18 protein-coding genes are annotated in these 21407 nt (G+C 38.4%); 3 read left to right on the forward strand and 15 right to left on the reverse strand.

Annotated elements, in window-relative coordinates; genetic code table 11:
* Positions 1 to 9 precede the first annotated feature (9 nt).
* The 4 genes from ACIQVU_RS12865 to ACIQVU_RS12880 form a co-directional block, all read right to left on the reverse strand.
* Positions 10 to 1035 (reverse strand): cytochrome d ubiquinol oxidase subunit II, encoded by a 1026-nt coding sequence (locus ACIQVU_RS12865; protein ID WP_340807729.1) that lies wholly within the window; start codon positions 1033 to 1035, stop codon positions 10 to 12.
* On the reverse strand, positions 1032 to 2378 hold the full coding sequence (locus ACIQVU_RS12870; protein ID WP_340807730.1) for a cytochrome ubiquinol oxidase subunit I: 1347 nt from the start codon (positions 2376 to 2378) through the stop codon (positions 1032 to 1034). The genes ACIQVU_RS12865 and ACIQVU_RS12870 overlap by 4 nt, the downstream gene beginning before the upstream one ends.
* Before the next feature lie 368 nt (positions 2379 to 2746).
* Positions 2747 to 3661 carry a diacylglycerol kinase gene (locus ACIQVU_RS12875; RefSeq protein WP_340807731.1) on the reverse strand — a complete coding sequence of 305 codons (915 nt, stop codon included), beginning with the start codon at positions 3659 to 3661 and terminating at the stop codon, positions 2747 to 2749.
* A 68-nt stretch (positions 3662 to 3729) separates the two neighbouring features.
* Positions 3730 to 4290, reverse strand: coding sequence for a thioredoxin family protein (locus ACIQVU_RS12880; RefSeq protein WP_340807732.1), 561 nt, complete (start codon positions 4288 to 4290; stop codon positions 3730 to 3732).
* Positions 4291 to 4511: 221 nt separating this feature from the next.
* On the opposite strand from ACIQVU_RS12880, the gene ACIQVU_RS12885 reads away from it, so the two are divergent.
* Complete coding sequence (locus tag ACIQVU_RS12885; RefSeq protein WP_340807733.1) at positions 4512 to 5363, forward strand: hypothetical protein; 852 nt, start codon at positions 4512 to 4514, stop codon at positions 5361 to 5363.
* A gap of 20 nt (positions 5364 to 5383) precedes the next feature.
* Positions 5384 to 6391, forward strand: a complete 1008-nt coding sequence (locus tag ACIQVU_RS12890) for a hypothetical protein (protein WP_402895882.1) — start codon at positions 5384 to 5386, stop codon at positions 6389 to 6391.
* 48 nt (positions 6392 to 6439) lie between these two features.
* Here the strand turns inward: ACIQVU_RS12890 and gatB are convergent, their stop codons facing one another.
* From gatB to ACIQVU_RS12940, 10 genes are all read right to left on the reverse strand, one after another.
* A complete protein-coding gene (gatB, locus tag ACIQVU_RS12895; RefSeq protein ID WP_340807735.1) occupies positions 6440 to 7867 on the reverse strand; it encodes an Asp-tRNA(Asn)/Glu-tRNA(Gln) amidotransferase subunit GatB in 1428 nt (475 codons plus the stop codon).
* 1 nt (position 7868) lies between these two features.
* Complete coding sequence (gene gatA / locus ACIQVU_RS12900; protein ID WP_340807737.1) at positions 7869 to 9332, reverse strand: Asp-tRNA(Asn)/Glu-tRNA(Gln) amidotransferase subunit GatA; 1464 nt, start codon at positions 9330 to 9332, stop codon at positions 7869 to 7871.
* Positions 9333 to 9356: 24 nt separating this feature from the next.
* The gene (gatC, locus tag ACIQVU_RS12905) at positions 9357 to 9644 is read right to left on the reverse strand and encodes an Asp-tRNA(Asn)/Glu-tRNA(Gln) amidotransferase subunit GatC (RefSeq protein WP_053995386.1); all 288 of its coding nucleotides are present in this window, start codon (positions 9642 to 9644) and stop codon (positions 9357 to 9359) included.
* 206 nt (positions 9645 to 9850) lie between these two features.
* The gene (locus tag ACIQVU_RS12910; protein WP_340807740.1) at positions 9851 to 10990 is read right to left on the reverse strand and encodes a CamS family sex pheromone protein; all 1140 of its coding nucleotides are present in this window, start codon (positions 10988 to 10990) and stop codon (positions 9851 to 9853) included.
* A 39-nt stretch (positions 10991 to 11029) separates the two neighbouring features.
* Complete coding sequence (gene ligA, locus ACIQVU_RS12915) at positions 11030 to 13033, reverse strand: NAD-dependent DNA ligase LigA (protein ID WP_340807741.1); 2004 nt, start codon at positions 13031 to 13033, stop codon at positions 11030 to 11032.
* 14 nt (positions 13034 to 13047) lie between these two features.
* A complete protein-coding gene (gene pcrA / locus ACIQVU_RS12920) occupies positions 13048 to 15300 on the reverse strand; it encodes a DNA helicase PcrA (protein ID WP_340807743.1) in 2253 nt (750 codons plus the stop codon).
* Positions 15301 to 15336: 36 nt separating this feature from the next.
* Complete coding sequence (pcrB, locus tag ACIQVU_RS12925) at positions 15337 to 16026, reverse strand: heptaprenylglyceryl phosphate synthase (RefSeq protein ID WP_340807745.1); 690 nt, start codon at positions 16024 to 16026, stop codon at positions 15337 to 15339.
* Between the two features lie 209 nt (positions 16027 to 16235).
* Positions 16236 to 16556 (reverse strand): YerC/YecD family TrpR-related protein, encoded by a 321-nt coding sequence (locus ACIQVU_RS12930; protein WP_402895886.1) that lies wholly within the window; start codon positions 16554 to 16556, stop codon positions 16236 to 16238.
* 15 nt (positions 16557 to 16571) lie between these two features.
* Positions 16572 to 17630, reverse strand: coding sequence for a DUF3048 domain-containing protein (locus tag ACIQVU_RS12935; RefSeq protein ID WP_340807748.1), 1059 nt, complete (start codon positions 17628 to 17630; stop codon positions 16572 to 16574).
* 67 nt (positions 17631 to 17697) lie between these two features.
* On the reverse strand, positions 17698 to 19419 hold the full coding sequence (locus tag ACIQVU_RS12940; protein WP_402895888.1) for an adenine deaminase C-terminal domain-containing protein: 1722 nt from the start codon (positions 19417 to 19419) through the stop codon (positions 17698 to 17700).
* 200 nt (positions 19420 to 19619) lie between these two features.
* Here ACIQVU_RS12940 and ACIQVU_RS12945 point away from each other — a divergent pair, with 200 nt between their 5' ends.
* Positions 19620 to 20045, forward strand: a complete 426-nt coding sequence (locus tag ACIQVU_RS12945) for a YgaP-like transmembrane domain (RefSeq protein WP_340807751.1) — start codon at positions 19620 to 19622, stop codon at positions 20043 to 20045.
* Between the two features lie 101 nt (positions 20046 to 20146).
* Here the strand turns inward: ACIQVU_RS12945 and purD are convergent, their stop codons facing one another.
* A complete protein-coding gene (gene purD, locus ACIQVU_RS12950) occupies positions 20147 to 21403 on the reverse strand; it encodes a phosphoribosylamine--glycine ligase (protein ID WP_340807753.1) in 1257 nt (418 codons plus the stop codon).
* Positions 21404 to 21407 lie beyond the last annotated feature (4 nt).

The following is a 21407-nucleotide window of genomic DNA, read 5'->3' on the forward strand; positions in this document are numbered from 1 at the left end:
GATTCCCTCCTATGCATGATTATCTTCTTTTCCTGTTACATAATTTTTATTGAATAAAAATAATTTCATCAATAAATACAGTGATGGAAGAAGAAGACAAAGCCCTAAAACAAAAGCAATCACTAAGGCAATCGCCATTTGCGTACTTGTAAAGCTATCATAAATCGTTAAATATGGATACAATAAATACGGATATTGTGCAATACCGTATGCAAAGAATGCTACCGCAAATTGAGCAATCAGCAGCCCTACTGCAAGCCCGTACTTTTGACGTTTGGCAATAAGCAGTACAGTAATAATGAATAATATCGCTGATATAGTAAACATCCACCATAGCTCAACCATATGATTGTAACTTTCTGGATTAATGAATTTCATTTCATACATAATGCCAAGTGCACTAATCATTAAAGGAACTGCCCAAACAAGTGCATACTTTCGCATCAGCTTTGTTGCTTCGATATCATTTGCTTTATGCGCATACCATGTTAAAAATACAGCGGAAATATACAATACCGCAGCAATACTTAATACAACAATACTCCATGCAAATGGACTTGTATATAATGTCCAATAATTTAATGTAGGCTGCCCATCTACCATATCCACGTAGCCACCAGCTGCAATGGCAAAAACAACAGAAAAGGAGGCTGGGATAAGCAAGCCTGCCACACCATATGTCAATGTATAGCCAATATGCCCACGTGCTCCGTAAGCCTCAAATGCATAGTAGGAGCCTCGAATTGCCAATAGGACAAGTGAAATGCTGACAGGGACAAGTAAAATTGTTCCGTAATAAAAGGCTGTTTGTGGGAAAAATCCTACGATGCCTACAAAGAAAAACACTAAAAACACATTCGTTACTTCCCATACAGGTGATAAATAACGTTTAATGATATTTGTTAATATATGATTTTTGCCAATCAATAAACTGTATGCATTAAAGAAGCCTGCACCAAAATCAATGGATGCGACAATAACATAACCAAATAGAAAAATCCATAATACTGAAATTCCTAAAACCTCTAATGTCATAAAATATCACCGCCTTTTTCAGAATGGCGATCTTCAATTTCACGTTCAATTGGGTTCCTTTTAAACATACGTATCAATACAACAACACTACCCACTGCTAATACAGCATAGACGCCTGCAAATAATAGCAGCATTAAATCAACATGGTCACTTGTTGTAGCGCCTTCTGGTGTACGCATTAAACCGTAAAGTATCCACGGCTGACGACCAACCTCTGCAAGCCACCATCCCGCTTCAATCGCAATAATGGACAGCGGGCCACCAGCGACAATAATCCACCTGTACCAGCGTGTATGAATAAATTTCCACCCACGCCTTTGCCCGATTACATAAAGCAGTGATACAAGCACCATAAACATGCCGATGGACACCATAATATCAAAAAGATAATGAATATAAAGCGGTGGTAAATCCTCTTCTGCAAACTGGTCTAAGCCAATCACCTCTGCGTTAGGATTAAAATGTGCAAGAATACTTAAAGCATACGGAATTTTAATAGCATATTTTACTTCTTCCCCATCTAATACACCAAATAAAACAAGTGAGGCTTTACCCTCTGTTTCAAAATGCCATTCTGCTGCGGCTAATTTTTCGGGTTGATATTCAGCTAAATATTTTCCTGAAAAATCGCCAATAATAGCAGCAGCAATCGAGAAAATTAAGCCTATTTTCATCAGTAAATATAATGACTTTTTATGATAAACATGCTTAGACCCTTTTAGCATTCTATAGCCTGCAATAGCTGCTAGCACAAATGCGGATGTCATATATGCTGTAACAAGTACGTGTGCTACCTTTGTCGGCATTGCTGGGTTAAGCATTGCTAGTAAAGGTTGAATATTCACAAGCTCGCCATTCACAATATCGAAGCCTTGTGGCGCATTCATAAAAGCATTCACAATGGTAATAAAAACAGCAGACATTGATGCACCGACAGCTACAGGTATTAATAACAGCATATGCTTTTTTTGACTATCAAAACGATCCCATGTGTATAAATAAATTCCTAAAAATATAGCCTCAAAGAAAAATGCAAACGTTTCCATAAAAAGTGGCAATGCAATTGTTTGACCAGCTAGCTGCATAAAATTAGGCCATAATAGAGATAACTGTAAGCCAATTGCTGTGCCTGTGACAACACCAACTGCAACAGTAATAACAAAGCCACGTGCCCAGCGTCTTGCCATTAAGATATAATGCTCATCATTCTTTTTATATCCAGTCCATTGAGCAATCATAATCATTAACGGAACACCTACACCAATGGTTGCATAAATAATATGGAACGATAATGTTAGCTCCGTTAATGCACGACTCCAAAAGACTGCTGACTCATTAATCATCTTATTGCCCCCTTAGCTACCAAATATTTTTCCAAGAATAGAAAGTAGCATAATAATTGCCACACCAAAGCTTAACCATATGAGCTTTTTTTCTTGTGATTTATACAAAGGCAACACTCCCCTTCCCCTATTCATACCCTTATTTTCCACTATTACAACGAAAAAAACCTTTATAACGGACCGAAATTTCAGTCTTTTATAAAGGTTTCAAATTTTGTTCAAGTAATATACGCACATTTGCCAAACATTTTACTTAATTTATTCACAATCTTTATTGCGATTGAGCGGTCGCCTTATATTTTTAAGCGGTTTCCACACAATTTTGAGCGCTTTGGACTCCTTTTTGAGCGGAAACCACTTACTTAATCTCAAATACGATCTTCCTCACGAATATCCGCAAGTGGTACAAATATTTCGATATGACGCTTTAAGTTTTCAAATGTGGCAGGTGCATCCCCGCCATATTCGCCATCTAAATTGAGGTGTACTTCATTTTCTGTCGTGACTTTTACAACGCTGGCTTTCTTATAAATAACCCGGTCATCGTTTAAATGCTCGCCTCTTAAAGCCATAGCAGCAAGCTGAATAAACTCAGGTAAGCTGACCTTTTTCAACACAATTAATGTAAAGTAGCCATCGTTAATACTGGCATCTGGCGCAAGCTTTTCAAAGCCACCTACTGAATTTGTTAGGCCACAAAGAAACATCATGGCATCTCCATCAAACACTTCACCGTCGTACTCAATACGCATATGTGAAGCTTTAATAGATGGTATCATTTCTACTGCTTTTAAATAATAAGCTAGCTGCCCAAGCATTGTTTTCATTTTGCTTGGCACTTCATATGTTAGCTCTGTAATTCGTCCACCAGCTGCAATATTGATAAAATAACGTTCACCATTTAATAAACCAACGTCTACTGGTATTGTATCGCCTTGAATAATAATATCTACTGCCTCATCAATATTTCGAGGGATATGCACGGCACGGGCAAAATCATTTGTAGTGCCCATTGGAATTAGACCAACTTTCGGACGATTTTCAAACGGACTTACACCTGAAATAACTTCATTTAATGTGCCATCTCCACCAACGGCGATAATCATATCAAAGCCACGCTCTACCGCTTTTTTTGCTGCAAGTGTTGCATCACCTTCACCAGTTGTTGCATGACAGGATGTTTCATAGCCTGCTACCTCTAGTTTCGCTAACACCTCTGGGAGATGCTTCTTAAATGCTTCACGTCCAGATGTAGGATTATAAATGATTCTTGCTCGTTTCATAACATACCTTCCTGCTTCATAAGATTCTATTTCATTCAACGAATTAGCCGTTGAAATGTTGCACTACTTTATTGTAATGCTGCTGTAATTTGCTTTTTAAAATCCTCATAGACAAAAGTCCAATACGATTTGTTAGCAATGTTTTCTTCACGGATTTCCGTATAAAGTGCCTTTTGTGCTTCTTCGAATGCTGGGTCTTCTTTATCTGGTAAGCTTGCTCGCTTCGTTACTACGAGCTCCTGTAATTCAGGTGCGCGTGGCCCCCATTTTCCAACAACCTCACCTGCATCATCTAACAGCAAATAGATTGGAATCGCACGGCCACCATTTGTTAAATAACGATCAATTAAATTTGTATCAGCATCACGTAAAACCGCACGCATCTCTATGCCTGCTGCCTCAGCAACACGACGAATAATTGGATTATTTAACATTGCATCGCCACACCAATCTTCCGTAATCGTTAAAATTTTTGGCTGCTTGTCCTTTAGTAAATCAATAAAACCATCATTTGTCGGCACTTCAAAACCGTCATAAATGCGGAAGCTTTCTTCTTTTAGTGTTGTCATATTGTCCATATATTGTTGAATAGAAATAGCTTCATTAAAATATTGTTGTTCTGTTTTCATTGGCTCGTCCCCCTCTATATAATCTATTCTATATTTTGCTACGAATCCACATTTAAGACAACTGTAAAGCTCTTTTTATTTACAAAAAATATAAGTACTATTTACTTCTAATTTATAAAATATCTAAGTATTTATTTTCCGAAATAATATAAATATTTACATATTATGTTCGATATAGTAAAGGAAGGTCCTTCTAATAAAAAATGCGAGGAGTTTTAATAATGAGAAAGATTTACGCTTTTCTATTTGTTTTGTTTATCTCTTTACCATTTTTCATCGAAGAAGCAGCTGCAGCTATAATTGATGAGGCAGAACCAAATGATACATCAGTAAATGCGCAGCTTATTGAGAGAAACAATCATGATCCAGCTCAAATGATTAATGGGAATAATGCGAGTCAAAAAGTGTTAGTTGGCAATTTGACAAGTGCAACAGACGAGGATTGGTATCAAGTTTATTTACCAGCCAATCCAGAAACCTATTTATCTATCAATGGTCAAACAGGTCCAATCTTTAAATTTGAAATATTTGATGCTACTTTGGGGCAAATTTTTGAAGAGAACTATAGTAAAGATCCTTCTTTTATAGGCGCCTTTCCTTACGAATTTAATGTACCCACAGCGGGGATTTACTATGTGAAAGTTTCAAGTGTTTTTGGAACAGGTGGGGATTATCGCTTTACCGTTGGCAGCCCCAATTATACGGTGGATTCCTATGAATACACAGCAACAACACCTTTAACATTAACGACGTCAATTAATACTGCTCAGGATACGTATGATCTTAGACATATCGCAGACGTCCCTAAAAAAGCTATTGTTTACCAAGTTACATTTGGTGGCACTAAGGTAAATTCTGCAACAAGTGAATATAGACGAATTAAATTAGCGGCCGATTCTTCGTGGATTAACACCTCCTCCTATTCATGGATCGCCAATATTCCTGCTGTTCAAAATAAAGCCTTTCATAGTCAGTGGAGTGTTCAATTACAAGGTAAGGTTTCAAATAGCACAAAGCCCTATAGTTTAACACCAAAATTAAGATTTTCTTATTTTTACCCAATCATTCCATAATATATACGAGGTGAATTTCTATGAAAATGCAACACTACTCTCTTATGCGAAGCCTTTTCAATAATGGCTCCTCTAAAACAAACATGTTATCAACGATGAAACAATTAAGTCAATACAATCAATTATCTAAAGGGACTATGAAAAAACTGTATGAAAAATTAGATACGGTGGAAATATCACCTAGTAGTCTGCAAAAGCAGGTAGCGAGTAAGCAGGGGATTACAAGCCATCAAGCTATTCAATCACTCACCCATTTACAAGGAAAAGAAGTAAAGGAAATAAAAGCAAAGAATAACGTGCTTGAATTTGAAAATGGTGCTTTATATCGCTTTAGTTTTAATGGCGTTTCAACGGTTATGCAAAGCTTCTACCATGGCTCTGGTTCCATTCTTGGCACTGCTTTCACCGAATTGGGCGAACGACTAGGTGTTGATACAGGAGCTATTTATTCTCAGCAGGATGTAACAAAGATCAATAAAATTGAAGACTTTTTTTCTGGCTTTACAGGGCGATCTGGCTTAATCGGTTCAAGGTATTCATATTCTGGTGAGGAAGTATTGGAGATGTTCAAGAGCGTTGGGATTGAGCCTGGTTGGTTTACGGTTAAAAGTAGTGGTCAAACTGTGAGACATTATTTAAGAGAGGATGGTCGAACTTTTTCGGAAAAACAGGTTCTGGGTAGCCGTAATACGTTTATGTCCCATAATTTATTTGATATTGGGTATAAACAAGGCGAAAAAATTACTATTGGCGACACTGATTACGAGGTGGATGAAACAGGTCATATTAATTTACCACCAGATGCAGCCGTTTTCCTCACCCATAATGTCGATCCCATGTACACAAAGCGAAAGCAACTTGCCACAATTAAAGATCAATTAATAAAAACACAGGCAACTCGACCAGAGGAGCAAGTATTCTTTTCAACGCCCACCCATGATTATACATTGGATGGAAATGGAGAATTATTAGAAACCAAGAATTTAAACAGTAACCGTCAAACAGGCTGGTGGACAACAAAATTGTAATTTAAACCAAAAATGGTACCGGGCTTATTCCATCCCAGTACCATTTTTTTAGCGTTTAGCAATTTCTTGTTGTAATAATTTATTAACCATTGGTGGGTTAGCTTGACCTTTTGTTGCTTTCATAATTTGACCAACTAAGAAGCCAATTGCACGATCCTTACCATTTTTAAAGTCTTCAATTGATTGTGCATTGTTATCTAGAACTTCTGTAACAATTGCTAGTAATGCACCTTCATCAGAAATTTGCACTAAGCCTTTTGCCTTCACGATTTCCTCTGCAGAGCCGCCTTTTTCTACTAATTCAGCAAATACCTTTTTAGCAATCTTTGAGGAAATTGTACCATCGGCAATTAATTTCACCATTTCAGCAAGGTTCTCTGGTGTTAGTGCTGTATCTTTTAAATCTTTTTGCTCTGCATTTAAGTAGGCAGATACATCACCCATTAACCAGTTAGCAGAAAGCTTAGCATCTGCACCATTTGTGACCATTGCCTCAAAGAAGTCAGAGATTTCTTTTGAAATTACAAGTACACCTGCATCATATGGTGTTAAGCCTAATTCCTCAACATAGCGTTTTTTACGTGCATCTGGAAGCTCTGGAATTTCAGATTTTACACGCTCTAGCCATTCGTCATCAATGGATAGGCGCACTAAGTCTGGCTCTGGGAAGTAACGATAATCGTCTGTTCCTTCTTTTACACGCATAAGAATAGTTTTTCCCGTTTTTTCATCAAAGCGACGAGTTTCTTGCTCAATCACGCCACCTGATAATAATACATCTGCTTGGCGTAACTCCTCATGCTCTAAGCCACGACGTACAAAGTTGAAAGAGTTCAAGTTTTTCAGCTCTGTTTTTGTACCAAATTCTTCTTGACCATAAGGACGAATTGAAATGTTCGCATCACAGCGAAGTGATCCTTCCTCCATCTTACAGTCAGATACCTCTGTATATTGGATAATGGATTTTAATTTTTCTAAGTAAGCATATGCTTCATTTGGTGTACGAATATCTGGCTCAGAAACGATTTCAACAAGAGGTGTACCTTGACGGTTAAAGTCAACTAATGAATGGTCACCAGCATGTGACAGCTTACCAGCATCTTCCTCCATATGAAGACGTGTAATACCAATACGCTTTGTATAGCCATCTACTTCAATATCAATCCAGCCATTTTTACCGATTGGTTTATCGAATTGTGAAATTTGATAAGCTTTCGGATTATCTGGATAGAAGTAGTTTTTACGATCAAATTTTGTTTCTTGCTCGATTTCCATATTTAATGCAAGTGCCGCACGCATTGCGAAATCTACTACATTTTTATTAAGTACAGGTAGCACACCTGGGTAACCTAAGTCGATTACTGTTGTATTTGTATTTGGTTCAGCACCAAAATGCGCAGGTGCTGGTGAGAAGATTTTTGAGTTTGTTTTTAACTCAACATGTACTTCTAAACCAATAACTGTTTCAAAATTCATGTTATTTTCCCTCCCAAATTTGAGGAACTTGTTTATGGAACGCTGTTGCTTGTTCAAAAGCATGCGCTACACGGTAAATTGTTGCTTCATCAAAATATTTACCGATAATTTGTAAGCCTAGTGGTAGACCGTTTTCAAAGCCACATGGAATTGAAATGGCAGGTACGCCCGCTAAGTTCATCGGGATTGTTAAAATATCGTTCGCATACATTGTCATCGGATCATCAACGTTTTCACCAATTTTAAATGCAGGTGTTGGCGATGTAGGTCCAATGATGACATCAAAGTCTTCAAATACTTTGTCATAATCAGCTTTAATTAACGTACGTGCTTGTTGAGCCTTTTTGTAATAAGCATCATATGTCCCTGCACTTAATGAGTAAGTACCAAGCATAATACGACGTTTTACTTCATCCCCAAAGCCTTGTGCACGTGTTTCTTTATAAAGGTCCATTAAATTAGTAACGTTTTCTGCACGGAAACCATAACGAATACCATCGAAACGAGAAAGATTAGAAGATGCTTCAGAAGAAGAAAGGATATAGTATGCTGCAAGTGCATATTTTGAATGTGGTAGTGATACCTCTTCTACTGTTGCACCTAAGCCTTTTAGTACCTCTAATGCCTCTAGCACTGACTGACGTGCTGCTTCACCAACACCTTCACCAAGGAATTCCTTTGGCACAGCGATTCGTAAGCCTTTCACATCACCAGTAAGCGCTGCTGCATAATTTGGCACCTCTACATTTGCAGAAGTAGAATCATTTGGGTCTAAGCCTGCAATTGCTTCAAGTAAAAGGGCATTATCTTCAACATTGCGTGTAATTGGCCCGATTTGGTCTAAAGAAGATGCAAAGGCAACTAGACCAAAGCGAGATACACGACCATATGTAGGTTTCATCCCTACAACCCCACAGTAAGCGGCTGGTTGACGGATTGAACCACCTGTATCTGAACCAAGAGAGAATGGTACTTCGCCTGCTGCTACTGCTGCTGCAGATGCACCGGAAGAACCCCCTGGTACGTGGTTTAAATTCCAAGGATTTTTTGTTGTTTTATAGTATGAGTTTTCATTAGAAGAGCCCATTGCAAACTCGTCCATGTTGAGCTTACCAATTGTCACCATGCCTGCTTCACGTAGCTTGTTGACAACAGTAGCATCATAAATGGGCATAAAGCCTTCAAGAATTTTAGAGGCACAAGTTGTTTCTAAGCCTTCTGTTACAATATTGTCCTTTACACCGATTGGAAGACCGAAAAGTGGTCCGCGCTCTTCAAATGGTACTTGATCCATTTCAGCAGCTTGTGCCGTTGCTTTTTCTTCGTTTAAAGCGAGGAATGCTTGTACATCGCCATCAAGCTTTGCAATACGCTCGTAGGCTTCTTTTGTTAAATCAGCGATTGATAAATTACCTGCTTTAATATCAGCTTGTAATTCCTTAGCTGAACGTTCAAATAACGTCATGAGGAATCCTCCTATGTTTTAGTATTACATGATAGGTGGTACTTTTACTTGACCATCTTCTTGTTCTTTTACATTTAACATCATTACTTCGCGATCTAAACCTTTGACTGCTACATCTTCACGCATAACATTGACCAATGGTAAAACATGTGTTGTTGGTTCAACATTTGTAGTATCTAGCTCGTTTAATTGCTCTGCAAAGTCAGTAATTTTTCCAAGCTGTTCTGCAAACTTTTCTGCCTCTTCCTCTGTAATTGCAAGACGCGCTAAATTTGCTACATGCTTTACTTCTTCTTTTGTTAATTTAGCCATTTTTCACACCTCCAAATACTTACTCAATTCATTGTTTTTATTGATAACAATAGGGTTGAATAAAGTTAACCATGCAAATAATCATAACATTTTTCCTATTAAAAATCACAACTTTCAGCAAAAATATAGAAACTTTCACCACTATGACAAAGTGTTATTATATTTGTTTTTCCTAAAAATATAGCCAGCACAAAGGCTGACTATTATTAATCATACACATGCACATATGGGTCCGTATCACTCGCTTTTTTAATAATTAATGCCTCAGGACCGTTGACTGAAGTAATGCTCACTTCAACATGAATATTATTAAATTGATTGATTAAACTACTTGTCAAATATTGTGTGAAGCCGATAATTTCTGCTTTACCAAAAAATTGAATAGGAATTTCGATGGTAAGCTTTTGGATTTCTTTATCGCGATAAAAGCCTGTGCCGATAACGCTCGTATAATTTGAGAAATATTTATCAACATCTTGCTTAAAGATTTTGAAGTTTCTGCTCACATCTCGATAAACATCCTGGGAATCATCTGTTGGGAATAATACATAATTTTCATCAATCGTCTCCCAGCCAGCGATGTCATTTTGACCAGCCTTCGCTACACCATAGCTAAAATAGGATCCCGGAATAATGGCATTACGTGCTTGTTGTTTAAACAAACCAACAACAATTGGAATATCCTTTAGCTCATCACGTGCACGTAATCGCGTAACAATTTCAGCCGCCATTTTTTTACCTTGTTCCACAAGCTCAGCCTCTGAAATCGGTTCCTCATAATATTCCCCATACTGCTCTTTTTGATAGTAATAAATTGAATTTAAAGCAAGACCGATTGAAACCCCGCCTAATTTAACTTTATTATCATCTGTTTTTGTTAAATAATTTTGCTCTACAATATGTGCTAAGTACACAGGAGCCTTTGTCGCTCGCTCTTCAGCTGTCATCGTTTCTGTTGTTGGCGGGTTTAAGCCTGTTTCTACTTGCGAGCTACGTGCTAGCCAGTCCTTCACTGTATCTTCAGCTAAATATTGCCCTTCTTGGAAGTAATAATTTTCAGTGTCAAACTCCTTTTGCGAAAGGCGCATTAAGCCTTCTTCTACTTCCTTCATATCATACTTTGTATAAATATTTGATACAACAAGCCCTCTACTTGCACTCTCTTTATAAGGAATCAATGTTTTGTAATAGGATTCATCAATTTGTATGCTTGGAATAATTGTTGTTTCAGCTTTTTCTTTTTCCTGTGTTTCCTGCGTAAGCTCTGTTCCCCCACCGTTAGAGGGCACACAGCCGACTAACATTGCAGCTGCTACAATTGCTGGAATGAGTCGAAAAGACTTCATTATTTAATGCTCCTTTACGAATAATCAATTTTAAAGCTGTTAAATAAGACTAAGTTGCTCAATTAAGGTTTCCTCGTTCCAAATGTCAATGCCTAATTGCTCAGCCTTTGTTAGCTTAGAGCCTGCGTCCGCACCCGCGATCACAAGATCTGTTTTTTTGCTAACACTGCCTGTCACAGTACCACCTAACTCTTCTATTTTCGCCTTTGCTTCGTTACGTGTCAATTGCTCAAGTTTACCAGTTAAGACAATTGTTTTACCTGCAAAAGGATTGTCACCGATTACAGCCTCTACTTTCTTCCCTTTATAAGTCATATTAACGCCTACCTCAGCAAGGCGTTCAATCACTGCACGAGCATCTTCATTTGCAAAGTATTCAACAAGAGATGAAGCCATTTTATCGCCAATCTCATGAATTGCTACTAGTTCTTCCTCTGTAGCCGCCATTAATGCCTCCATTGAACCAAATTGCTCTGATACAATCTTTGCTGCCTTTTCTCCAACATGTCGAATACCTAAGCCGATTAATAATCGCTCCATCGAATTTTCTTTCGAAGCCTGAATCGCATTGACTAAATTTGTTGCTGATTTTTCGCCCATTCGTTCTAATTCAACAAGCTGTTCAACTGTTAAATGATATAAATCAGATACATCATGAATTAAATCTGCACGCAATAATTGTTCAACTACTTTATCCCCTAAACCATCAATATTCATGGCATTACGTGAAACAAAATATTTAATGCTTTCTGCAATTTGTGCAAAGCAGGCAGGATTTACACAGCGTAGTGCAACTTCCCCTTCAATACGAATAAGCTCACTATCACATACGGGGCAGTTTTTTTGCATTACATATGGCACAGAATCTGCAGGACGCTGCTCCAGTAGTACACCTACAACCTGTGGAATAATATCTCCTGCTTTTCTAATAATCACTGTATCTCCAAGGCGAATATCCTTATCGCGAATTAAATCTTCATTGTGTAATGATGCACGCTGGACAGTTGTTCCCGCTACTTGCACTGGTGCTAAGATAGCAGTTGGGGTCACAACGCCTGTACGTCCTACTGTTAAATCAATATCTAGCAATGTTGTGATAACTTCCTCCGCAGGAAATTTATAAGCAATTGCCCAGCGCGGGCTTTTGGCTGTATAGCCTAGCTCATCCTGCTGTGCGTAGCGGTCAACCTTAATGACAATACCATCAATTTCATAGGCTAAATTTAGACGATTTTCTGTCCAATGCTCAATAAAAGCCATTACCTCTTCAATTGTTGTACAGCGTTGACGCTCTTTGTTGGAAGGGAATCCCAAGCTCTCTAAATAGTCTAGCATTTCTGCATGTCCATCAATACCATATGCCTCTCCATCGCCACCAATTGCATAAATAAAGGTTGATAATTGACGGCTTGCTGCAATTTTAGGGTCTAGCTGACGCAATGAACCCGCAGCAGCATTACGTGGGTTCGCAAACAGCTCCTCACCGTTTTCTGCACGCTGTTCATTTAATTTTTCAAAGGATTTTTTCGGCATATAGGCTTCGCCGCGTACTTCAATTGTAATAGGCTCCTTTAAGCGCAGCGGTATTGCTCGAATTGTCTTTAAATTAGCTGTAATATCTTCACCTACAACACCATCGCCTCGTGTTGACCCTTGTACAAATACGCCGTTTTCATATTTCAATGAAATAGCAAGACCATCTATTTTCAACTCACATACATAAGAGAAATGATCACCAATTGCCTGTCGAACTCTGCGGTCAAACTCCCGTAAATCCGCTTCATTAAAGGCATTTGATAAACTAAGCATCGGGTAATCATGCGTTACCTTTTTAAAGCCCTCTACCACTGCCCCACCAACACGCTGTGTCGGTGAGTCAGGGTAGATTAGTGAAGGGTTTGCTTCTTCTAATGCAATAAGCTCCTGCATTAATTGATCATAAACACTATCAGCTACAACAGGCTTATCCAATACATAATAGGCATGTCCATACTCATGCAATAATTGATTTAACTCCGCTATACGTTGTTCAATTTCGTTCATGTAAGTTCCTCCGCTTACGCTTTTTCAATCGGTGCAAATTGAGCTAATAATCGCTTAATGCCCACTGGTTGTGGAAAAGCGATATCCAGCTCTGTACTATCACCTTCACCTTTTACACTAACAACCATACCTGTTCCCCATTTTTTATGAATCGCCTTATCGCCAGCCTTCCAGCCAAACTGGTCACCGCCTGTTGCTTGTAAGCGTGCTGTTGCAGGCTGTGTTTGCTGAACGGCTCCAAGTGTCCGCCTTTGAGAGCCACCCGTTGAACGATTGCTTGCTGCAAATGGTGTTGTTGCTTTTGTAGCTGCCTTTGAAATTGGCTCTAAAATATCCTCGGAAATTTCCTGTAAAAATCGTGAGGCATTATTATAGCTTGAACGTCCAAAAATCGTGCGGCTTTGTGCGCATGTTAAATATAAACGCTCCTCTGCTCGCGTCACGCCCACATACATCAAGCGACGCTCCTCTTCCATTTCATCTGGATCATCAAGGGAGCGTGAATGTGGGAAAATATTTTCCTCCATACCAATAATAAAAACAATCGGGAACTCTAAGCCTTTAGCAGCATGCATTGTCATCAAAATAATATTGCCTTTCGATGCATCCTCTTTATCGAGCGCATCAATATCAGCAATTAATGCTAAATCAGTTAAAAAGGCGATTAAGCTTTTATCATCACTACGCTCCTCAAATGCCTTTGTAACAGATAAGAACTCTTCAATATTTTCTAAACGACTTTCAGCTTCAATCGTTTTTTCATTTTGCAGCATTGCACGATAGCCTGATTGCTCAATTACTTGCTCAACAATTTCAGTAACCGATAAATAATTTTGCATCTCTGTAAAGCCTTTAATCATTGTATAAAATTGCTCTGCTGAATTGGCAGCTTTTCCTGATAAGCCCATAAATACAAGATCATTCATTGCATCAAAAATAGAGCGATCTTGCTCAATTGCATAGCGCGCCATTTTTTCAAAGGATGTAGCACCAATACTACGCTTTGGCTCATTAATAATACGTGCCAGTGATAAATCATCATCATTGTTGGCAATAAGACGTAAATACGCAAGCAAGTCCTTAATTTCTTTGCGATCATAGAACTTTGTGCCGCCTACAATTTGATAGGCCATATTGGACTTTACCAGCATTTCCTCCATTACACGAGATTGAGCATTTGTACGATATAAAATAGCAAAGTCATCAAATGAACGATTTTCTTTTTTGATCAATTGCTGGATTGTTTGGACAACAAATTGTGCTTCTTCTTGCTCATTATAAGCTTTATATAAGACAATTTTTTCACCCTCAGCATTTTCTGTGTGCAGCTCTTTTGGATAGCGTGTTGTATTATTTTGAATGACGTCATTAGCTGCTTGCAGGATGCGCTTTGTTGAACGATAATTTTGCTCAAGCATAATTACTGTTGCGTCAGGATAATCCTTTTCAAACGATAAAATATTGCCAATATCTGCGCCACGCCAACGATAAATAGATTGGTCAGAATCCCCCACAACACAAATATTTTTAAACTTCTTCGCTAATAGCTGCACAAGTAAATACTGGGATTTATTGGTATCTTGATATTCATCGACATGAATATATTGAAATTTATTTTGATAATATTCAAGCACTTCAGGTACACGTTTAAACAACGTAATCGTCGTCATAATCAAATCATCAAAATCTAGGGATTGGTTGCGGCGTAATCTTTTCTCATAGCCTTGATAGACACGTGCTACTGTTTGCTCATATGGATTGCTGGCATTGATTTTTCCCGCATAGTCCTCTGCTGTTATGCATTCGTTTTTAGCTCCACTGATGGCATTTAAAATAGCGCGTGGTTCATAACGCTTAGGATCAATATTTTCTTCCTTCATTACATTTTTTATCACCGATAGCTGATCAGTAGAATCTAAGATCGAAAAATTACGAGAAATACCGAGTTGATCAATATTGCGACGCAAAATTCTTACACACATTGAGTGAAACGTAGACACCCACATACTATCGCCAGTACCATTACCGAGAATGCTATCAATACGTTCACGCATCTCACGTGCCGCCTTATTTGTGAAGGTAATCGCTAAAATTTTAGATGGATATACTTCCTTTTCTATCACTAAATAAGCAATGCGATGTGTTAATACACGCGTTTTGCCTGAGCCAGCACCCGCCATAATGAGCAATGGTCCTTCTGTTGTTTTAACCGCCCTCTCCTGCTCCGGGTTCATACCTGCTAATAAATTTTTGGTTAACTGCTCCATTTCCTTCTACCACCTCACAAACATTTGTTCTTAAAATTATAACGTATTTTTCACAGCTTTTACAGTTGCCAGTGCAGCTTTTATATCCTCATAAATAATATTGCCAACAATTATTGTATCTGCAAATTGTGCCATTTCTGCTGCTTGCTTTGCAGATGTAATACCTCCACCATAAAATAGCTTTGTCTGCTTTAATTCTTGCTTCACGGCACTTACAATTTCGAGATCGCCATACATGCCGCTGTACTCTAGATAAAATACAGGTAGCTTAAAGAAATTTTCTGCCAGCCGTGCATAGGCTACTACATCGTCAATCGTTAAATCTGTCTTTGCACCAGTTACTTGCGCTACTTTGCAATTTGGATTTAAAATGCAATATCCCTCTGCAACTAACTCCTCCCATACCATAATATCTCCGTACTCTTTAATCGCCTTATGATGTAAATTTTTAATCCATGTTGGATCATCGCTATTTAATACAGTCGGAATAAAATAATAGTCATAACCTGGTGTAACAGCATCAATTGTGGAAATTTCAAGTGCTATCGGTACTTCAAAGCGTCTTACACGAACAAGTAAATCTAATACACCATCTAATGTCACATGATCAGTTCCTCCAACTACAATAACATCTGTGCCAGATTCGCAAATTTTTTCAAGATGTTCATTTGAAATCTCCTTTGCTGGGTCTAGCTTGAACACATGTTTCCATTCTAAATAATCCATCTATTGCCCACCTATCATTTTCGATTTATCGTAGTTCAGCAAAGTACATTCACTGAAGCCCCTCGTATGTCACAGATTTTTTCGAGCACTCGAAAAAATCTAGACGCAGTTACGCTGGAGCATAATTGATTCGCTTACAAGTATAGCTTATGATTCCCAACAAAAAAATGAAAAAGACTAGGTAGAAACTCTACCCAGCCTCTTCTCAACTATTCTTTTGGTGCTTGAAATGGCTTTTCATCAGGATACAAACGACCAAGCATTTCATCATATGTATCATTTCCATAATCAAAGCAACGACGTACCCTTGAAATAGTTGCTGTACTTGCACCTGTTTCCTTTTTAATGGATTCATAGGTTTTCTTTAAACGTAGTAAATGTGCAACCTCAAAACGTTGTGCCAACGATTGAATTTCGCTAATTGTACATAAATCATCAAAAAACTTATAACATTCTTCGATATCTCTCAGCTCTAACACAGCTTTAAATAATTGATCTGTTTGATGCCCTCGAATTTTTTCGATTTGCATGCAGGTTTCCTCCTTCTAAGACTGCGTTTTCACCATTGCTTGTAACCCTGGTGAAGTTGGCACAAAATGAATCCATGACTTACCTGGTACGAGCTTTACTGGCTCTCCAGATTGTTCTACAGCCATTGGTATGCCATCAACATTAGCCCATTTGACTTCTCTTAAATAGCCATTTTGAAATACATACGCATTTCCACCAGAAGTTAAATCAACTGCTTGACGACCAACATTATCGAGTGTTCGATGATTCATTTCAAAAAATAGAACATTTGATAATGAAAGTGTTTCGCCTGTTAACATATCTATTGTGTCCACGCCCGCCGATTGTCGTTTATATTGATTACTTTGATGATCATACACATACGAATTATGGAAATCATTACTGTTTCCATAATAAATATCAACTTGACTTGTTTCAATGCCTATTTTACCACGTTCATCAGATTCATAAAAAGCCTGAAGCACTTTTTTACTGTAATTCATTGAAGCGTCTACCATTTCAGCACCTTTTAGTATATTTTCAAATGATATATAAGAATTGTGTGGAGCAACACGATCATTTGAGCGCTTAAAAAGTGTGCCATCATGAGCCATACCATTGATATTATCGACCACATGGTTTTCTAGCATCGACTTTGCCTCTGGGCTATAACCATGTGCGACATAAAAAGCATCATACCCTTTTGCAATATCAATAAAATAAGAGCGGGCACTACGCACTGGCCCCACATTCTGAGGTAGTTCACTTTGATAAATGGCTAAAAAGCGTGTTACATCACCTTCTGCTAACATTTCATAAATCATATCTGCAGCAGCCAAGCCTGATTGTGGACGGGCTACTGGATGATTATTAATCGTCACGATAATCGGTCGCTGTGTAACCTCTTGCTGCAGAGCTTCGCCTGTAAGCGGTGCAGTAAATGCTTGCTGTTGCACAGGCTCCTCAGCTATTGGTTGCTCATCTATCACATCTTGATTATCGTCTTCTTTGACCTGTTGCGAGTCTTTGGCACAGCCACCAAGCACTAATATACTAAATGCCATTGCTATCCATATTTTTTTTGCTTTCAACACAAATATACCTCTCCCTTAAGCAATTACCTATCCCTTTAATTGTGTACATAATGGTTATTTTTATAAACTAGCGCATAACCGCTGGTAATAATAATTTATTTTTCATTACATCAAAAATACCTTTAGGCGTGATACGAATGTATGGTAAATGTGTAGATTGCAAGAATAATAAAGTGTAAATTGCATCTCCTAATTGATAGCCTCGCTCTGCTAAAGCTTGTTTTAAAGCCTTTTCTTTCTCCATTAATGACTCAACACTTCCATTATACAGTAGTCCGCCAATCGTTAATGGAATAGTGGCAATCACTTCTCCCTTCTCCACTAACACAATGCCACCTTGCATCGCCTTCATCTCTTCAAAGGCTTTCATCATATCTTCTTTATTTTTTCCAATCAATATAATATCACCTGTATTGGAGTAAGAGGAGGCAAATCCTTGGACATTTGTAGCAAAGCCTTTAATCATCGTATTTACATGCCAACTGCCCTGTCGATTAATTAACATTAAATAGCACTCATCATGATTAGCGAGCTGTCCCTCTCTAGTAATAAGCGAATTATAAGGCTTTGTAATGACATCATTGACTAACTCAATTCCAAATGGCATTGAAAACTGGAAGTCCTGTGAATCGAGCGAAAAATCTAATGAAAATGGTGGGATAGCCGTATAATCAGCATCCGCCAGATTATACACACGCTTACCATCACGCTTCAGCCATACACCCTTTGATAAAACACTTTCTGGCACAGGTTGATACTCATCTTGTAATATATTTAAAGAAGCAAAGCGACCTGTTGCGATAAAGCCATGTAAATTAGATATATTATAATAGCGCGCAATATTGTAAGAAGCCATTTGATAGGCATCTATTGGTGCCACTCCTGCATCTAAAGCTACTTGAATGCATTTGTCCATCACACCATCCTCATGGAATGAAGGCGTTGAGCCATCTGTTGTCATCATTAAATGATCAAAAATAGGCAATTGTTTATCTACGATACCTTTTAGTAAATGCGGTAAGTCTGGGCGAATCGACGAATGGCGCAATGTAACAGCATAGCCTTGCATAATACGACGTTCTACTTCTTCCACTGTCATCGCCTCATGGTCGCCATCTGCACCAAGTAACTTCATACGTGCTAATGTTCTTTCAGATGCCCCAGGGAAATGCCCTTCAATCTTTTTCCCTAACACCTTTGCCATCTGCATGCGATAGAGCATTTGATCATCACCATGCAATAGCTTAGGCCAGCCTGTCAGCTCTCCTCCTAATAACACATCACTACGTCCTAGCCATTCAAGAATAGACGTATTGGAGAAAATCTCCTCCTCCTGCTCCATTTCTGTTTGTGAATCAAAACGTGCCCACCAATAAAATGAAAAAGGTAGCTTTTTTAAATGATCCAATATTGAAAACGCTTTCTTATTTGTTAAAGATAAAACAAAACTTAAATTATCAGAAATAAATGCCGTTGTTCCAAGCTGTCCACAAAAATCAGCAAATGATTGTGGGTGATATAGCTGGAATGGATGTACATGTGGCTCAATATAGCCTGGTACAATTGTTTTATCTGTACAATCTACTATTTCTGTTCCCTCTACTAATGGAGGCATTCTGTCACCAGCATAAACAATTCGATCCCCTAAAATCCAAATATTACCTGCTATCCATTGTTTCAACATACTATGTAAATATCGTGCATTTTGTAATACAATATCTGGCGCTTTTTTACCATCAATTACTGCTAATTGCTGGCGTATTTTTGTTATCCTCCAAAGCGGTTCCACACTATTTGCTCCTTCCTAAATTGCGTAATTTTTCATTGTGTAAATTTAATTTGACATCACATACTATTACTGCATAATCACATGTTTTCATAAAAATTTGTGCTTTATGCAATCATCTTGTTTCAATCGTAACACAGCACTTTCATAAAGCAAAGTGCACCTCGCTTATTTTTTCCACAATGACTAAAGGAGGAAATATTATGATGCAACAAACGAATTTAAGCGAAAAAAATGCATTTTGCCGCTTTGCCATGGGGACAAGCCTAACAGCATTTGGTATCGCTAAAGTGTCACGAAATCCTGATTGTACAAGAGGTCGATTAATGATTGCATTAGGTGCTATGAAAATGGCTGAGGGGCTCTTTAAATACTGCCCAACAAAGGCAATTTTAAGCTCCAATATGCAAAATGCCATGAACAGCTCTATGCAAAGTATGTTCAATGGACAAAATTCTATGTCCTCTGAACAGATTAATCAGCTCATGAAGGATTTCTCCTCGGCTATTGCTGGTAACTCATCCAACGCACAAACAACTGCTGCAAAAGAAGGTAACACCAGCACTTCAACACAAAATTCCTCAAACAGTAGCAATTCATCAACGAATAAAGCTCAAAATCCTTCTTAAGTCAAAAGAGAGCCGTCCCAATCCATTTTTGGGACGGCTCTTACCTCTTACGTTTGAAATACAAATAAGTTTCACTACATTATTCAAAACTTTTTCTTGTGCTACTTAAATGTACGCCAGCCAATATCTTTACGGAAGAAGAAATGCTGCCATTCTTCTGTTGCAAGCCCTGCATAAACTTTTTCTTGTGCTTCTTTTAATGTAGCTGCCTTTGCGCCTACTAGCAATACACGGCCACCATTACCAACAAATTGACCATCTACTAATTTTGTCCCTGCATGAAATACAGCATATGATGTTGAAAGTGCTTCAAGACTTGGTAATGCATGTCCTTTTTCCACATCACCAGGATAACCCTCTGCTGCAATAACAACACCTAGCATCGTCTCGTCTGACCATTGTAAATCAAATGGCTGCTCATCCATTAAAGCTGTCATAAATGCGCCAAAATCAGATACCATGCGTGGTAATACAACCTGTGTTTCTGGATCGCCAAAGCGAGCATTAAATTCAATTACCTTTGGACCATTTTGCGTTAAAATAAGCCCTGCATATAAAATACCTGTGAAGGACACACCATCTGCCTCCATACCATTTACAGTAGGCTCTACAATTGTTTGATATGCATGTTCAACTACCTCTTGTGCAATTTGTGGTACTGGTGAATAAGCGCCCATCCCACCAGTATTTGGCCCTTTATCGCCATCATAAGCACGTTTATGATCCTGTGCAATAACCATTGGATAAATTTGACCTTTATGGACAAATGACATAAAGGAGAATTCTTCTCCATCTAAAAACTCTTCAATGACAACACGTGATGATGACTCACCAAAGCGCTGGTTGCCAATCATATCCTGCACAGCATCAATCGCTTCTTGCTCTGTCATCGCCACCACAACACCCTTACCTGCTGCTAGACCATCTGCCTTAATAACGATTGGTGCTCCCTGCTTCTTAATATAAGCAATCGCCTGCTCTGCTTCTGTAAATGTTTCGTGTGCAGCTGTCGGGATATTATATTTATTCATCACTTCTTTTGCATAGGATTTACTGCTTTCAATTTGTGCCGCTGCCTTTGTTGGACCAAAGATGCGTAAGCCACGCTCTACAAAGAAATCAACAATGCCTGCTGCAAGCGGCTGTTCAGGACCGACAAATGTTAAATCAATACTATTTTCCTTGGCAAACTGTGCAAGACCAGCAAAGTCCATTGTATCAATGTGAACAACCTCTGCATCATTGCGCATTCCATCATTGCCTGGTGCTACAAATACTTTGCTGACGGATGGCGAAATACTAAATTGTTTAGCGATTGCATGCTCACGACCGCCACTTCCAATTACTAATACATTCATTTTT

This window comes from Lysinibacillus sp. NPDC098008 (assembly GCF_044760715.1).
Lineage (GTDB): Bacteria > Bacillota > Bacilli > Bacillales_A > Planococcaceae > Lysinibacillus.

Coding starts and splice junctions, on each gene's coding strand:
- gatC (WP_053995386.1), bottom strand. CDS start 9,644: ATGGCTAAATTAACAAAAGAAGAAGTAAAGCATGTAGCAAATTTAGCG.
- ACIQVU_RS12865 (WP_340807729.1), bottom strand. CDS start 1,035: ATGACATTAGAGGTTTTAGGAATTTCAGTATTATGGATTTTTCTATTT.
- ligA (WP_340807741.1), bottom strand. CDS start 13,033: ATGAACGAAATTGAACAACGTATAGCGGAGTTAAATCAATTATTGCAT.
- ACIQVU_RS12890 (WP_402895882.1), top strand. CDS start 5,384: ATGAAAATGCAACACTACTCTCTTATGCGAAGCCTTTTCAATAATGGC.
- ACIQVU_RS12945 (WP_340807751.1), top strand. CDS start 19,620: ATGATGCAACAAACGAATTTAAGCGAAAAAAATGCATTTTGCCGCTTT.
- ACIQVU_RS12930 (WP_402895886.1), bottom strand. CDS start 16,556: ATGCAAATCGAAAAAATTCGAGGGCATCAAACAGATCAATTATTTAAA.
- gatB (WP_340807735.1), bottom strand. CDS start 7,867: ATGAATTTTGAAACAGTTATTGGTTTAGAAGTACATGTTGAGTTAAAA.
- ACIQVU_RS12875 (WP_340807731.1), bottom strand. CDS start 3,661: ATGAAACGAGCAAGAATCATTTATAATCCTACATCTGGACGTGAAGCA.
- pcrB (WP_340807745.1), bottom strand. CDS start 16,026: ATGGATTATTTAGAATGGAAACATGTGTTCAAGCTAGACCCAGCAAAG.
- pcrA (WP_340807743.1), bottom strand. CDS start 15,300: ATGGAGCAGTTAACCAAAAATTTATTAGCAGGTATGAACCCGGAGCAG.
- ACIQVU_RS12870 (WP_340807730.1), bottom strand. CDS start 2,378: ATGATTAATGAGTCAGCAGTCTTTTGGAGTCGTGCATTAACGGAGCTA.
- ACIQVU_RS12880 (WP_340807732.1), bottom strand. CDS start 4,290: ATGAAAACAGAACAACAATATTTTAATGAAGCTATTTCTATTCAACAA.
- ACIQVU_RS12885 (WP_340807733.1), top strand. CDS start 4,512: ATGAGAAAGATTTACGCTTTTCTATTTGTTTTGTTTATCTCTTTACCA.
- ACIQVU_RS12910 (WP_340807740.1), bottom strand. CDS start 10,990: ATGAAGTCTTTTCGACTCATTCCAGCAATTGTAGCAGCTGCAATGTTA.
- purD (WP_340807753.1), bottom strand. CDS start 21,403: ATGAATGTATTAGTAATTGGAAGTGGCGGTCGTGAGCATGCAATCGCT.
- gatA (WP_340807737.1), bottom strand. CDS start 9,332: ATGACGTTATTTGAACGTTCAGCTAAGGAATTACAAGCTGATATTAAA.